This window comes from Flavicella sp. (genome assembly GCF_029238425.1).
Taxonomy (GTDB): domain Bacteria; phylum Bacteroidota; class Bacteroidia; order Flavobacteriales; family Flavobacteriaceae; genus Flavicella.
In genome coordinates, this window is the sequence record NZ_JAQWGB010000126.1 from 1 (window position 1) to 13,379 (window position 13,379).

General features: G+C 34.3%; 15 protein-coding genes. 3 read left to right on the forward strand and 12 right to left on the reverse strand.

The genetic code is table 11. The annotated features are described in order from the left end of the window. A partial coding sequence (locus P8H68_RS09380) for a malic enzyme-like NAD(P)-binding protein (protein ID WP_300323983.1) occupies positions 1-1,406 on the reverse strand: 1,406 nt, incomplete at its 3' end. Between the two features lie 158 nt (positions 1,407-1,564). Continuing rightward, entirely contained in the window at positions 1,565-2,491 is a 927-nt protein-coding gene (queG, locus tag P8H68_RS09385; RefSeq protein ID WP_300323986.1) for a tRNA epoxyqueuosine(34) reductase QueG, read from the reverse strand. Between the two features lie 109 nt (positions 2,492-2,600). Here queG and P8H68_RS09390 point away from each other — a divergent pair, with 109 nt between their 5' ends. Both P8H68_RS09390 and P8H68_RS09395 read left to right on the forward strand, forming a co-directional pair. After that, positions 2,601-2,843, forward strand: coding sequence for a MoaD/ThiS family protein (locus tag P8H68_RS09390; protein ID WP_300323989.1), 243 nt, complete (start codon positions 2,601-2,603; stop codon positions 2,841-2,843). Between the two features lie 77 nt (positions 2,844-2,920). Beyond that, complete coding sequence (locus P8H68_RS09395; protein WP_300323992.1) at positions 2,921-3,343, forward strand: molybdenum cofactor biosynthesis protein MoaE; 423 nt, start codon at positions 2,921-2,923, stop codon at positions 3,341-3,343. Positions 3,344-3,436: 93 nt separating this feature from the next. On the opposite strand, the gene P8H68_RS09400 is transcribed toward P8H68_RS09395, so the two are convergent. From P8H68_RS09400 to rplU, 10 genes are all read right to left on the reverse strand, one after another. Next, a complete protein-coding gene (locus P8H68_RS09400) occupies positions 3,437-5,209 on the reverse strand; it encodes a DNA mismatch repair protein MutS (RefSeq protein ID WP_300323994.1) in 1,773 nt (590 codons plus the stop codon). 6 nt (positions 5,210-5,215) lie between these two features. After that, positions 5,216-6,103: a bestrophin family ion channel gene (locus tag P8H68_RS09405; protein WP_300323997.1), complete on the reverse strand. Its 888-nt coding sequence runs from the start codon at positions 6,101-6,103 to the stop codon at positions 5,216-5,218. A 6-nt stretch (positions 6,104-6,109) separates the two neighbouring features. Continuing rightward, positions 6,110-7,231 (reverse strand): NTP transferase domain-containing protein, encoded by a 1,122-nt coding sequence (locus P8H68_RS09410; protein WP_300324000.1) that lies wholly within the window; start codon positions 7,229-7,231, stop codon positions 6,110-6,112. Then, a complete protein-coding gene (moaC, locus tag P8H68_RS09415) occupies positions 7,232-7,708 on the reverse strand; it encodes a cyclic pyranopterin monophosphate synthase MoaC (protein WP_300324003.1) in 477 nt (158 codons plus the stop codon). A 217-nt stretch (positions 7,709-7,925) separates the two neighbouring features. Beyond that, a complete protein-coding gene (locus P8H68_RS09420; protein ID WP_300324006.1) occupies positions 7,926-9,140 on the reverse strand; it encodes a molybdopterin molybdotransferase MoeA in 1,215 nt (404 codons plus the stop codon). Between the two features lie 32 nt (positions 9,141-9,172). Then, complete coding sequence (locus P8H68_RS09425; protein ID WP_300324008.1) at positions 9,173-9,634, reverse strand: hypothetical protein; 462 nt, start codon at positions 9,632-9,634, stop codon at positions 9,173-9,175. 10 nt (positions 9,635-9,644) lie between these two features. Beyond that, on the reverse strand, positions 9,645-10,640 hold the full coding sequence (gene moaA / locus P8H68_RS09430) for a GTP 3',8-cyclase MoaA (protein ID WP_300324011.1): 996 nt from the start codon (positions 10,638-10,640) through the stop codon (positions 9,645-9,647). Positions 10,641-10,808: 168 nt separating this feature from the next. Continuing rightward, entirely contained in the window at positions 10,809-12,065 is a 1,257-nt protein-coding gene (locus tag P8H68_RS09435) for a glycosyltransferase N-terminal domain-containing protein (RefSeq protein WP_300324015.1), read from the reverse strand. Between the two features lie 102 nt (positions 12,066-12,167). Next, complete coding sequence (rpmA, locus tag P8H68_RS09440) at positions 12,168-12,428, reverse strand: 50S ribosomal protein L27 (RefSeq protein WP_300324018.1); 261 nt, start codon at positions 12,426-12,428, stop codon at positions 12,168-12,170. 41 nt (positions 12,429-12,469) lie between these two features. Beyond that, complete coding sequence (rplU, locus tag P8H68_RS09445) at positions 12,470-12,949, reverse strand: 50S ribosomal protein L21 (protein WP_300324020.1); 480 nt, start codon at positions 12,947-12,949, stop codon at positions 12,470-12,472. Positions 12,950-13,160: 211 nt separating this feature from the next. Between rplU and P8H68_RS09450 the strand changes: the two genes are divergently transcribed. Beyond that, positions 13,161-13,379 (forward strand): hypothetical protein (locus P8H68_RS09450; RefSeq protein ID WP_300324023.1); only part of this gene is annotated, 219 nt, incomplete at its 3' end.

Below are 13,379 nucleotides of genomic sequence, written 5' to 3' on the forward strand. Positions count from 1 at the left end.
GGAATTGCAATTCCTTCATCATAAACTATTTGAGCAGCTTTCATTACATTCAATTTATCCGCCTCATTGAAAACCAATCTTTTTGGATTTGATTTTGCTCTGTCATGCAGCATCCGAACCATTTTATTTCCGGTTCCTAAACGCTCCATCAATTCATGCTTATATTTTTCCCAATCTTGGATAGGATATTTTGCAATTCCTGATTCCATCGCTGCTTTTGCAATTGCTGGTGGAATCTCATAAATCAACCTAGGGTCAAAAGGTTTTGGGATGATATAATCTCTTCCGAAAGTAAGATTTGATTGGTTGTATGCTAAATTCACTTGCTCTGGAACAGTTTTCTTAGCTAAATCTGCCAAGGCATGTACCGCTGCCATTTTCATTTCTTCATTAATACCCGTAGCTCTAACATCCAATGCCCCTCTAAAAATAAAAGGAAATCCTAAAACATTATTCACCTGGTTAGGATGGTCAGAACGACCTGTAGCCATGATGATATCTTTTCTGGTTTTAACAGCCAAGTCAAAGTTTATTTCTGGTGTTGGATTCGCCATTGCAAAAACAATTGGGTCTTTTGTCATTGTTAACAACATCTCTGGTGTTACAACATCTCCTTTTGACAAACCAATAAAAACGTCTGAAGCCACCATCGCTTCCTCTAAAGTTGTCAAGTCTCTATCTGTAGAAAATTCTGCTTTTTGAGAAGTTAAATTATCACGATCATTACGAATAACTCCCTTAGAGTCACACATCACAATATTTTCTCTCTTCGCACCAAGCGACATATACAATCTAGTACAAGAAATCGCAGCTGCACCGGCACCGTTTACAACAATTTGTAAATCCTCTAAGTTTTTACCCACGATCTCCGCTGCATTTTTCAATGCTGCTGCAGAAATGATTGCAGTTCCGTGCTGATCATCATGCATTACCGGAATATCCAATTCTTCCTTTAATCTTCTTTCTATCTCAAAAGCTTCAGGAGCTTTGATATCCTCTAAATTAATTCCACCAAATGTTGGAGAAATTGCTTTTACAGTATCAATAAACTTATCTACATCTGTAACATCTACTTCAATATCAAACACATTAATATCAGCAAATATCTTAAATAGTAAACCTTTTCCTTCCATTACAGGTTTCCCTGCCAAAGGACCAATATCTCCCAATCCTAATACTGCGGTTCCGTTAGAAATTACCGCAACTAAATTTCCTTTAGAAGTATATCTATACGCATTTTCAGGATCTTTTTCTATTTCCAAACAAGGTTCTGCCACCCCTGGCGAATAGGCCAAAGACAAATCTCTTTGACTTGCATATTTTTTGGTAGGTACTACTTTAATTTTCCCTGGTGTTGGTTTGGCGTGATATAATAAGGCTTCTCTTCTTTTTCTAGATTCAGACATGCTATTTTTCGTAGGTTAATTAACCAACAAATATATTCATTTTCAAGTAGAATATTGAGCTATTTTTTAGTCTTTTAAAAAGAAAAAAAGCTACAGTAGCCGTCTAGAAAAATTTAAAGTCAGTCTTAATACAAACTCTCTGTAACGTCTAATAAGATCTAGTCCTTTAAAAACTTAATATTCCTGGTCAAGCCACTAAACTTAGTTCGTTTCACTGCTGACTTTTGAAATATTTTTTTGAAAACATCTTCTGATATTTCTTGCCAATCCCCTTTTGACATTTGTAACAAATCTGGATGCGGATTAAACAAAGGTTCTGAATGTGGTTTCGAAAACCGATTCCAAGGACATACATCTTGACAAATATCACAGCCAAACATCCAGTCGTCAAATTTCCCTTTAACGGAAATTGGCAACTCATTTTTCAATTCTATCGTAAAATAAGAAATACATTTGCTACCATCTACCGTATGGTCAGGAACAATAGCTTGAGTTGGACAAGCATCGATGCATTTGGTACAAGTCCCACAATGATCTGTTTGAAACGGAGCATCATATTCCAGCTCCAAATCTAAAATCATCTCCGACAAAAAGAAAAAAGAGCCTTGATTTTTTTGAATTAATAAGGAATGTTTACCATTCCAACCTAGACCTGATTTCTGAGCCCATGCTCTTTCCATAACTGGAGCCGAATCCGTAAAAACTCTACCTCCTACTTCTCCAATTTCTTCATGAATAAAAAGCATCAATTCCTGTAATTTCTTTTTAATCACATGATGATAGTCTTGACCGTAAGCATATTTAGCCAATTTAAAAGAATCTTCGGTTTGTTGTTCCTCAGGAAAATAATTATAGCTTAAGGAAATAACAGACTTCGCCCCTTCTACCAATAACGTAGGGTCCAATCGCTTGTCAAAATGATTTTCAAGATAATTCATCTCTCCTTGATATCCTTTTTTCAACCAAGCTTCGAGCCTTGGCGCCTCCTCTTCCAAAAAGCCCGCTTTAGAAACACCAATACTAGCAAACCCCATAGAGAGCGCCTTGTCTTTTATTAATTTCGTATGTCTTTCTAAAATTGTCAAACCAGCACAAAAATACTTAATAAAAACGAGTTGAAGGTTCAGAATTATTGAGTTCTAAAAAAGGAAAATCACGAACAAAATGATTATTTTTACACAAACAAAAAAACAAATGCAAACTCAAGTCTTACTTTTTGGAATTGTTGCCGATCTGGTAGGTGAATCTTCCATAAATCTGGAACTAAAGATGGATGGTACCGTCTCTGATTTCAAGAAAAAATTGACGGAAACTTATCCCCAATTACAAAATTACAACACCTATGTCATTGCTTTGAATGAATCATACGCGCTGGATGACACTATTGTAAAAGACAATGATGTAATTGCAATTATCCCTCCGGTTAGCGGTGGATGATTCCTAGAAACTTAGTTCTACTTATATCCGATAAAAAACACTTGAGTCTAAAAATTTGATTCGAAAACCAACATCACATGAGCAATATTTCCATAAAACTTACTACTGATAAACTTTCTCTTGACGAGTGCTACAACTTCGTAGACGACCCAACTTGTGGTGGAATAGATATTTTTGTTGGAACGGTTCGAAATCACACCAAAGGAAAAAAAGTTAAAAAACTTGATTTTTCGGCCTATGGCCCTATGGCTATCAAGGAAATGGAATTGATCGCTGAAAAGGCTTTGGAAAAATTTGATGTTTTAAAAATAGCCATTCACCATGCAGAAGGCATGTTGCAAATCGGAGATATTCCAGTAATTATAGCGGTTTCCGCAGCTCATAGAGTAGCAGCATTTGAGGCATGTCAGTTTGCTATTGACACCTTAAAAGAAACCGTACCTATTTGGAAGAAAGAACATTTCTCTGACGGCGAGGTTTGGGTAAATGCACATCCTTAAAAGTATTAAAGATTCTGGATTCAAGACACAAGAATCAGGGTTTTAAACATTTGAATACTTTGACTCCTGAATCATGAATCCTGAATCCTGAATCTAAACAATTTCCATTTTTCGTAACAAGAAGGAAGCATTCATATTTTGACACACCCCTTTTTTTAGTTTGTAATCAAAATACAGTTCGTCGTTTTTTATCTCTGCATCAAAATAATAATTATGGATTTCTTCATATTCACTTTCTATTTCACACAGACTTAGATCATGTGTCGCAATGATTCCTGTAGTATTTGAAGCCACTAATTTTTCAACAAATTTCTGAGAACCTTCCGCTTTATCCGTACTATTGGTCCCTTTCAGGATTTCATCCAATACGATAAAATAATTATCATTTTTAATGGCATCTACAATATATTTCAATCGCTTTAATTCAGAGAAAAAATAAGAAGTGTCTTCGGACAGTGAATCACTATTTCTAATTGAAGTAATCAATTTAACCGGATTGTATCTGATTTCTTGCGCACAAACAGGAAGTCCCATATTCGACATCAAAATACTAAAGGATACAGTTCTTAGAAAAGTACTTTTACCCGCCATATTGGCTCCAGTAATAATAAAAAAGTCTTTATTTGCAATAATACAATGACTCGTAATTCTTTTTGACGCTGCCAATGACGGATGCCCTAAACCTTTGGCATCAATCACAGAAACTTCATTTGAAATGGTAGCATAAGTAAACTCCGGATTGTTAAAAGCATAATTTGCCAAACTGTTATAAGCATCAAAAAAAGAGATGACCTCAAACCAATCTTTTACATAGTCTTTGTTCGCATCCATCCATCGCTCTACTCGATAGGCCTGCTTAAAATCCCAAAGCAACAATCCATTTCCAAAGATGGCAAAGATTACATTATTCCTCTGATCCAAAGCATTCAAATAATTAAAAAAGACAGCCATTTCTTTAGATGCCTTTTTCTCGGAAGTATTGATTTTTGATCGCATTTGAACTAAACTCTCAGAAGAAAATTCTTTACCCTCTAAAACCTCTAAAAGCTTATAATACTGTTGAAAAGTAGCCTTCACCTTCCCAACTCTTAAATACAAATGATTGACTTTTTTGATAAAAACTCCAGAGATCCCAAGTCCAACAAAAAACCAAATCGTTAGAAAATTAAAAGAAATATTTAAAAATGAAATCGCACAAACCAACAACAAAGAAACCATTGAAAACACCAATGGCAACCATTTACCAAAGCCAGGTAAGCTTGTTTTGTGACTATGCAACCAACGAATGATTTCATTTGGAGAAACCTCAGTTTGTACAGAACTTGCCAAAGCAGCATATTTTTGTCTCCATTTGGCTAAAACCGCTAATTCTTTGACTGTTTCTTGCTTTTGTTCAATACCATCAATACTATTTTCGTTTAAAAGAGAAACCAACTTCTCTGTCCCTGCAGTAGTTGAAGTCCTGTTTAAAAACTGAAAAAAAGAACTCTCACCAAAAACATCAATATCAAAACTATAGGCATGTTTCGGATCTTTAAAATGATCACCTCTATCCAACATAGAAGTATCTCCTTTCAATACAGCTAGCTCCAATTTATTTATAGCTATCAATCGAGACAAATATTCCTTCTCTTCTTTTTTTCGCCAATATTTCTTCAAGAAAACACCAAATATAGTTCCACCCACAACTACAGAAGTCAGCATTATATTCTGGTTCCCCAAGAAAAAATAAATCAAAAAAATTGTAGACACAAAAGCTACAAAACGAATGAGACTATAGGTTCTAAGTTGCTTCTGAACCTTAGAAAACAATTCTTGAAAACGCTTTTCTTCAGTCGTATAAAATTCGAAAGGAGTAATTTTCATAAAAAATTAAAGAGAATAATAAGTATCTGAAACCATTTTTTCAGGGATTTCTTCCTCTCCCAACAATTGCTTTAAATTGATTTCAATAGTTCTTGCGATACTGGTTACTGGGGTATCTGCGGGTTTGTTTTCAAAAGGATCCTGAATGGTCATCGCTATTTTTTCTAACATAAAAAACGGCAATGATATAACCATCATAAAAGGTATCTCAACAATATTATGCAAATCAGTCAGAGACAAAGAAAGAGATATTAAAAATATATAGATAAAGAAATGCAAAGTCATGCGATACGTTTTTGGGAAAAAAGTATTTTTTATACGTTCTGCTTTTCCCATCGAAGCACAAAGCCTCACAATCGTGCTATCGATTTGCATTTGCTGATAATCATTTATCATTTTCGACTTGTGAAGTTCCAATAGATCCTTGTTATGAAAATCTAATAAAGTCAAGGCTCTGTTTTTACTAGTTTTTAAAACTTCTAATTCTTCCTTAGAGACAAATTGTTCGGCAATATCTAAAGACTCTAATTTTCTCAAATCATTTCCTAAAACATAACACCAACCCATTTGACGAAAGCCCATTCTACCAACAATTTCTGGGTTTGCTCCATCCGTAAAATTCTTTAATTGCACTACAAAGCTTCTAGAATCATTTACAATTGCTCCCCATATTTTTCTAGCTTCCCACCATCTATCATAAGACTGACTTAACTTAAAGGAAAGCAATAAAGAAATCGCAGTTCCTAGAAAAGCAACAATTGAAAATGGAATGGTCAGGTGTTGCAAATAAAGAGACAATATAAACACAAAAGAGGAAAAGATTGCGATGATAAGCATATCAAAACGAATCATTTTAAACCAATAACTTAAAGGTATTCTTTTCTCTAAAATCATCTTATTTTACTTTAACGTGTTCAATTCTTCTTTTACTGTTTCGAATTCTTCTGGTGTATTAACATTTCTAATCAAAGCATCTTCAACTTCAATAATTTCAACATCAGAATTGATCAATATTTTTCTTGGGCAAGAATAACCTTGTGTCAAATAACTTAATAAAATAGGATAGGCTTTAGGCTCCCAAATTGTAATCAATGGCTCCATAAATTTTGCCGACTTCCCTTTGATCGCTGTGGCAACTCTTTTAGGATTCCTATTTCTCAACAACAAGTCTATCACCTCATCAGAAACATAAGGTAAATCAGTTGCCAACACCAAATAAGCTTCGTTCGGGTTTTTCATAAAGGCAGAACAAATTGCCCCAAAAGGACCTAAACCAACAAAAGCATCGGTAATGGTTTTATGACCCTCTATTTTTTGATGCGCCCTAACAGAAACAAAGGTTTGCAAGCCTTTCTCTTCCAATAGATTCACAGCAAAATCACTTTGAGGCATTCCATGATAAGTCAATTGCGCTTTATCCGTCCCCATTCTTGTACTCTTACCGCCCACCAAAACAAGTCCATTAAGACTTGGAGTTTCAGACGCTACAATACTCAAAACATGTTTCGTAATTGCGTCAACATCCTCTATCGCATACATTGGCAAACTTGCATATTCTGGATACTTAGTTTTTAATGAATCAAAGATTTCTAATTCTTTTTGAGTCGATACAAAAAACTGAACTGCATCTAACTGTTCTATTCTTTTTTCAATAGATTTTTCTTTTTCAGGATCTAAGATTACAATTTGCTTTTGAGCTGGAAAATGATTTCCATTGACCAAAACAAGATCATAATTAGAGAAACGAACTCGTTCATTGAACTTATTTTTCTTTATATCCGAAGAGATAATAGTATCCCCAGAAGAATGATACGTAAAGGTATCAAAAACAGGAGCCGTATTGTCTTTCCCATGAGAAGCATCGGCATACGCGATTTTTACTTTATCTGAGATTGCTTTGCTGATTTCTGCAACTAGATCAGAAATAACACTGCATTTAACACCCACTAATGCAATTTCATTGGGAGCAAATTCTCCATTTTTTCTCAGTGTCAGTTTTGCGTGCTTGCTATGTTTTTTCATTTATTCTTTATTGATATCTGACTTTCCTCCAGATTTTTTAACTAAAACCACTTCTTTGATAAACATCTCTTGCGAAACAGATTTACACATATCATAAACTGTTAGAGCCGCAATATTGACTCCGGTCAATGCTTCCATTTCCACACCTGTTTTTCCTTCTATTTTGACCGTGCAAAACAACTCAATATGCTCTTCATCTATGATATTAATTTCAACATCCACACCATGAATCAACAAAGGATGGCACATTGGAATCAACTCTGACGTTTTCTTTACTGCCTGAATTCCCGCAATAATTGCTGTTTGAAAAACTGGTCCTTTTTTAGTTTTCAATTCTTCATTCTCGAATAAAGATATTATTTCTTTACCTAAAAACATAGTAGCCTTAGCAGTTGCTTGTCTTTTTGTGATTTTTTTAGCACCAACATCTACCATTTTAGGTTGATCGTTATTGCTTAGATGTGAAAATTCGCTCAAACTATTTTAAGTTTTAAATTTTTAGTGTTTAATTTTTAATACTTTCTTGTGATGTTTTCACAATCGCCGTTGGTATTTTTATAATCTCCTCGACATCGTCAAGTAGCTTTGATACAGATATTCGGATTAAGTCGCTATCGTTTAACAATCTTAACCAATACTTTGACTCTCTTTCATAAGTACAACTAATTTAAAACTTATCATTCAAAATTAAAAACTACCTATAGGTTATCACAGGAAAAATTTCTCCTTTTTTAAACAGGGTTCTATCACCTGGCAACTCTAAAAAAGCATCTGCTTCTGTTAAGTTCGCCAAATCACCTGAACCATTTCCCGTCAATGGATTTGCAATAAGCTCCCCATTATTATTTTCTAATTTCACTTGTAAGAAATAGGTCAGACTTGGTTTAAAATTAAAATCAACTCCCAGTTTTGCATACTTTGTTCCTTGTACTTGACCATATACCGACTTCTGATACCATGGATAAAAATATTTCAAACAATTCACATAAGTAGAAACCGGATTTCCTGGAAAAGCAAAAACCACAGTACCATGAGTTGCTTCAACACCTAAAGAGGCTAGCCTACCAAACCAAAAAGGTTTTCCAGGACGCTGTTTTACTTTATGAAATAATTTCTCAACACCTAATTCATCTAATACCTCTGGAATAAAATCAAACTTCCCTTTGGATACCGCACCACTAAAAAGTAGTACATCGTATGCTTCCATAGCAGTTCCTATTTCTTTTAACAGAGATTCTTTATCATCCGACAAATGTTTTGTATCCGATGAAATACCCAAATCTAATAACAAAGCCTGTAAACTAAAAACGTTACTTCTTCGTATTTGATGATCTAAAGGATTTTCTGAAACCTCTACCAACTCATCACCCGTAGAAACAATTAATACTTTTGGATGTTTGGCCACTAGCACGTTTGATTTACCAACAGTTGCTAAAACACCGATTTCCGCAGCTGATATTTTTCTGTTTTCAGGAATTAAAATATCTCCCTCTAACCTATCTTTTCCTTTCAAGTGAACGTTCTGCAATAATTTCACATCCTCTAATGAGGTAGTTGCAATACCATTCTCAATGGTTATCAATTCATAAGGAATCACAACATCTACACCAACTGGCAACATAGCACCCGTCATAACCTCCAAACAACTCTTTGAATCTTTTAATTGTTTTTGAGGACTTCCCGCTGCCTGAACTCCTTCTACAGGAAAAGATCTTTGCCCTTTTGAAAAAATTTCAAAAGAAACAGCAATACCATCCATACAAACTCTATCAAAAGGAGGAAAATCTCTATCAGCTACAATTTCCTCTTTGAGAACTCTACCCAAAGATTGCATAAAACCAATTGACTCCACCCCATAATCTTGGTTATTCGCCAATATCAACTCACTTGCTTGTGTAACTTCTATCATGTAATTTTTATTGCACTCGTATAACTAACGAATCATTTTCTTAACCTACTTACCATAATTTTAAGAATGGATACTCCATAAGCCATCAAGACACTCTGGTAAAAAACCCAAAAAAACAAATTTCTAAAATTCAGATGGAAAGCTTTTTTAGTTTCTCCAAAAAACGCGACATCAATATCACCTTGACTGTATTTCCAAAATGAAAACCCAACTAGAAATATAGAAATTGTAATGATCAAATTTGTCGTTCCAAAAATTATTTTTTGAAGTATATTTTTCCCCTCAGCATAAGAAAATTTCAAATATTTAATATTTGCATAGAGAAAAACAAATAACAAAGGAAACAATACTGGTACTGGTAACAACCAATCTTTTTCACCTAAAGGAATGTGTATTTGCTTTGTCAAGTCGAAATTCGAAAAAATCAACATCAATACTATGGAAACCAAAATCAGTATGGTTATCTTTCTTCTAGAAGTTTTTTCTCCACCCATTATAATTAAATTACCCTCCGATAGAAGACATACTTTCGGAAACATTTTTATTTTTCAGCCTATTCGCTTCAGCAACAAAACCATCTTTTGGCTTTTTTGAAACTAAATCTATAAACAGTTGTTTTAATTCTGTATCATTTGCTCCGTTACGTAGAAAATCTCTCACATTAAAAACACCTTCATCAAACAAACAGTTTTTAAGCAAACCTGTAGAGGTAATTCTTATTCTATTGCAATCATGACAAATGGTACGAGTATAGGCCGGAATAATACCGAAAACGCCTTTGAACCCTTTTACTCTAAATGTATGAGAAGTGGAAGATTTTAACACTGGTAACTTCTCAACCTCCTTATAACCATCCTTCACTTCATTCAGAATCTTATTAAAATTCCATACTTCTTCTGTAGCTCTTTTCCCAACTCCATTGAAAGGCATCTCTTCAATAAAACGAATTTCAATGGCTTCTTTTTCTGTCAACGCAACAAAATCATTGATTTCAGAAGTATTGACACCCGATTGAACCACAATGTTCAACTTTAATTTCAAGCTACTTTTTTTCAATAATTCATAAGTATCCCAAACCTTATCAAACACATCTCGACGTGTTATTTTAGCAAAATTTGCTGCATCCAAACTATCAATACTCAAATTGATTGTTTTAACTTTTAATTTTTCGAGTTCCTCAATATGCTCTGCAATCAAGGCACCGTTGGTCGTCATATTTATTTCATCCAATCGATCATTGAACGAAAGCATTTTAATAAAATCTATAAAATTTTTTCTAACAAAAGGCTCACCACCTGTCAGACGTACTTTATTTACTCCTAATTCAGAAAGGACACGCGTAATACGATACATTTCCTTAAAAGTCAACAATTCCTTTCGCTCTACGATAGCAGCTCCTTCTGCAGGCATACAGTAGGTACAACGCAAATTACAACGATCTGTAACCGCTAAACGCAAATAGGTTATTTGCCTCCCAAAAGAATCAACTAAAGTTTCCATTTTCTAAGGTTCTATAAGCTTGTAAAGTTCTGACAAAAAGAACTAATAACAAAATTTAAACGCATCTAAACCAGAAAGCACCAAGAGAAATACCGAGTTCATAAATAGCTTCATCTAAATAGAACATCACCCAATTTATCACTTTGATTTTTACAAACTCTTTAGCTCCTAAAGCAAGGTTTTTAGGTAATTCATGATTTTATCAGAAGCTCCTAAACTTTGTTTGATGTAATTTAAAGCAATTTCACCTCTTTCTTTCCTGAACACATCCTCCTCAGAGAACTTTTTTAAGATGGCATTTACCGATACTTGATCTGAAGTAGAAACGACACCACCCAAGTTCACAAGATCTTTAGCTTCTCTAAATTTTTTAAAATTCGGTCCAATTACAACCGGAACCCCAAAAGTTGCTGGCTCCAGCACGTTATGGATACCGCTTTTGGTATAACCACCGCCTACGTAAGCAACATCAGCCACGGCATAAATTTTTGTAAGAATTCCGATGGTATCGATGATAAACACTTTAAAATCTTGTAAAGACTGACCTTCTCTTTCTGAAAATAATACCGCCTTATCTTTCAGAGAATTTTTCAATCTGAGAATTCCTTCTTCTTTGATATTATGAGGAGCAATGATAAACTTTTCCGATTCTTTTGAATGATTTAAAATATAATCCACCAATAAATCTTCATCCTCTTGCCAGGTACTACCCGCAACCAAAACAGGTGAACTATTCACAAATTCATCAATATAATCTAGCTTGTTATCACGACTGATAATATCATAAACACGATCAAACCTGGTATCTCCACAAACTAGATTATTTTCAAATCCTATAGATGTAAGTAAATCCGAGGAAGACTTGTCTTGCAAAAAGAAAAACGAAAAAGCTTTCAATTTAGAACGCATCCAACTTCCATAATTCTTAAAGAAAATCTGTTCTTTTCTAAAAATTCCAGACACCAAAAGGGTTGGAATATTATGAACACTCAATTGTGTTAATAAATTCGGCCAAAATTCATACTTCACAAAAACAGCAACAGAAGGATGTGCTACTTTTAGAAACTTTTTTGCATTCCTTTTAGTATCTAAAGGCAAATACACCACAACATCAGCCAAATCATAGTTTTTTTGCACCTCATAACCAGATGGCGAGAAAAATGTCAAGACAACTTTATGCTTTTTAAAATCGCTTTTTAACTTTTCAATCACAGGACGTCCTTGTTCAAACTCGCCTAGCGAAGCACAATGTACCCAAACCACTTTATCGGTCTTAGAAATCTCTCTTTCTAATTTTGAAAACACCTGCTCACGACCTTTTACAAACAATTTAATTTTAGGATTAAACAATGCTATAATCCTAAGAATTACTCCTACTAAAACAATACTACTATTGTATAAAAACTGCATACTGCTAATGTACATATTTCGTTCTAATTTGATTCACAAAAGATCTCACAAACTAAAACAACAAAACTCCCAACCAAAAATGGAAGGGAGTTTTTAGATTTAAAAAAATCCTATTTCTTAAGCTTCAAAAGCTTCAATAGATACGTAAGATCTATTATCTTTCTTTTTAGTGAACTTCACTAATCCATCAACTTTAGCATGTAAAGTATGATCTTTCCCCATGTAAACATTTTCACCTGGGTAGTGCTTAGTTCCTCTCTGGCGGATAAGGATATTACCTGCGATTGCCGCTTGACCACCATATATTTTTACACCTAGACGTTTCGATTCTGATTCTCTACCATTCTTCGAACTTCCGACACCTTTTTTATGAGCCATAATTTCTTAATTTTATTACCTATTTAAAACAGGTTCGTTAATTACTTTTCTTCTTTCTTTGCTGCTGCTTTCTTAGCTGGAGCTTTTTTTGCTGCTGCTTCTTTTTTAGGAGCTGCTTTCTTAGCTGGAGCTTTTTTTGCTGCTGCTTTTTTAGGAGCTGCTTCATCAGCTGCTACTTCTTTCTTAGCTGCTGCTTTTTTCTTAGCACCACCTACAGCGATACCATCGATTTGGATTTCAGTTAAGAACTGACGGTGTCCGTTCTTTTTCTTGTATCCTTTTCTACGTTTCTTTTTGAAAACGATTACTTTATCACCTTTTAAGTGACCTAATACCTTAGCTGTTACTTTAGCTCCTTCTATAGCTGGGGCGCCAATAGTTACTTTTTCACCTTCTCCAACTAAAAGAACGTTATCAAAAGTTACTTTTGATCCTTCTTCAGATTGTAAACGGTGTACGTATACTTTTTGGTCTTTTGCTACTTTAAACTGCTGCCCTGCTATCTCTACAATTGCGTACATATGTTTATTATTTAATTTTGTTTTGTTTAAAACGAGTGCAAATATACTTCTTTTCTAGAAATATACAACACAAATATGACGCAAATTTAAATCTCACCAACACACTCAAAAACACCGGATTAATCCCTTCCGAACAAACAAGAAAGCAAGCCGTAATCAACTGTTATGAATCCATTGAGTTTTTTATATATTTACAGCCTATTCAATTGATATGAAAACAAGTCGTTTACTTTGCGTCGTCCTATTTATTTTTTTTGCACACAGCAATACCCACGCTCAAAAAAACAAAATAAAATCCATTATTGAAAAATACTTTCATGCCATTGGTGGAGAAGAAAGAGCGAAACAAATTCAATCTTTTTCTTCGGAAGCAGTAGGGAATTTGAATGATACTCAAATCATATTAAAACAAAAAATGATGCTTCCAAAT

Excerpts from the sequence above, each read along its gene's own strand:
- moaA (WP_300324011.1), bottom strand. The coding sequence starts at position 10,640 with ATGGAAACTTTAGTTGATTCTTTTGGGAGGCAAATAACCTATTTGCGT.
- P8H68_RS09420 (WP_300324006.1), bottom strand. The coding sequence starts at position 9,140 with ATGATAGAAGTTACACAAGCAAGTGAGTTGATATTGGCGAATAACCAA.
- P8H68_RS09400 (WP_300323994.1), bottom strand. The coding sequence starts at position 5,209 with ATGAAAATTACTCCTTTCGAATTTTATACGACTGAAGAAAAGCGTTTT.
- P8H68_RS09435 (WP_300324015.1), bottom strand. The coding sequence starts at position 12,065 with ATGTACATTAGCAGTATGCAGTTTTTATACAATAGTAGTATTGTTTTA.
- P8H68_RS09425 (WP_300324008.1), bottom strand. The coding sequence starts at position 9,634 with ATGGGTGGAGAAAAAACTTCTAGAAGAAAGATAACCATACTGATTTTG.
- P8H68_RS09390 (WP_300323989.1), top strand. The coding sequence starts at position 2,601 with ATGCAAACTCAAGTCTTACTTTTTGGAATTGTTGCCGATCTGGTAGGT.
- P8H68_RS09410 (WP_300324000.1), bottom strand. The coding sequence starts at position 7,231 with ATGAAAAAACATAGCAAGCACGCAAAACTGACACTGAGAAAAAATGGA.
- P8H68_RS09405 (WP_300323997.1), bottom strand. The coding sequence starts at position 6,103 with ATGATTTTAGAGAAAAGAATACCTTTAAGTTATTGGTTTAAAATGATT.
- rplU (WP_300324020.1), bottom strand. The coding sequence starts at position 12,949 with ATGTACGCAATTGTAGAGATAGCAGGGCAGCAGTTTAAAGTAGCAAAA.
- P8H68_RS09395 (WP_300323992.1), top strand. The coding sequence starts at position 2,921 with ATGAGCAATATTTCCATAAAACTTACTACTGATAAACTTTCTCTTGAC.
- rpmA (WP_300324018.1), bottom strand. The coding sequence starts at position 12,428 with ATGGCTCATAAAAAAGGTGTCGGAAGTTCGAAGAATGGTAGAGAATCA.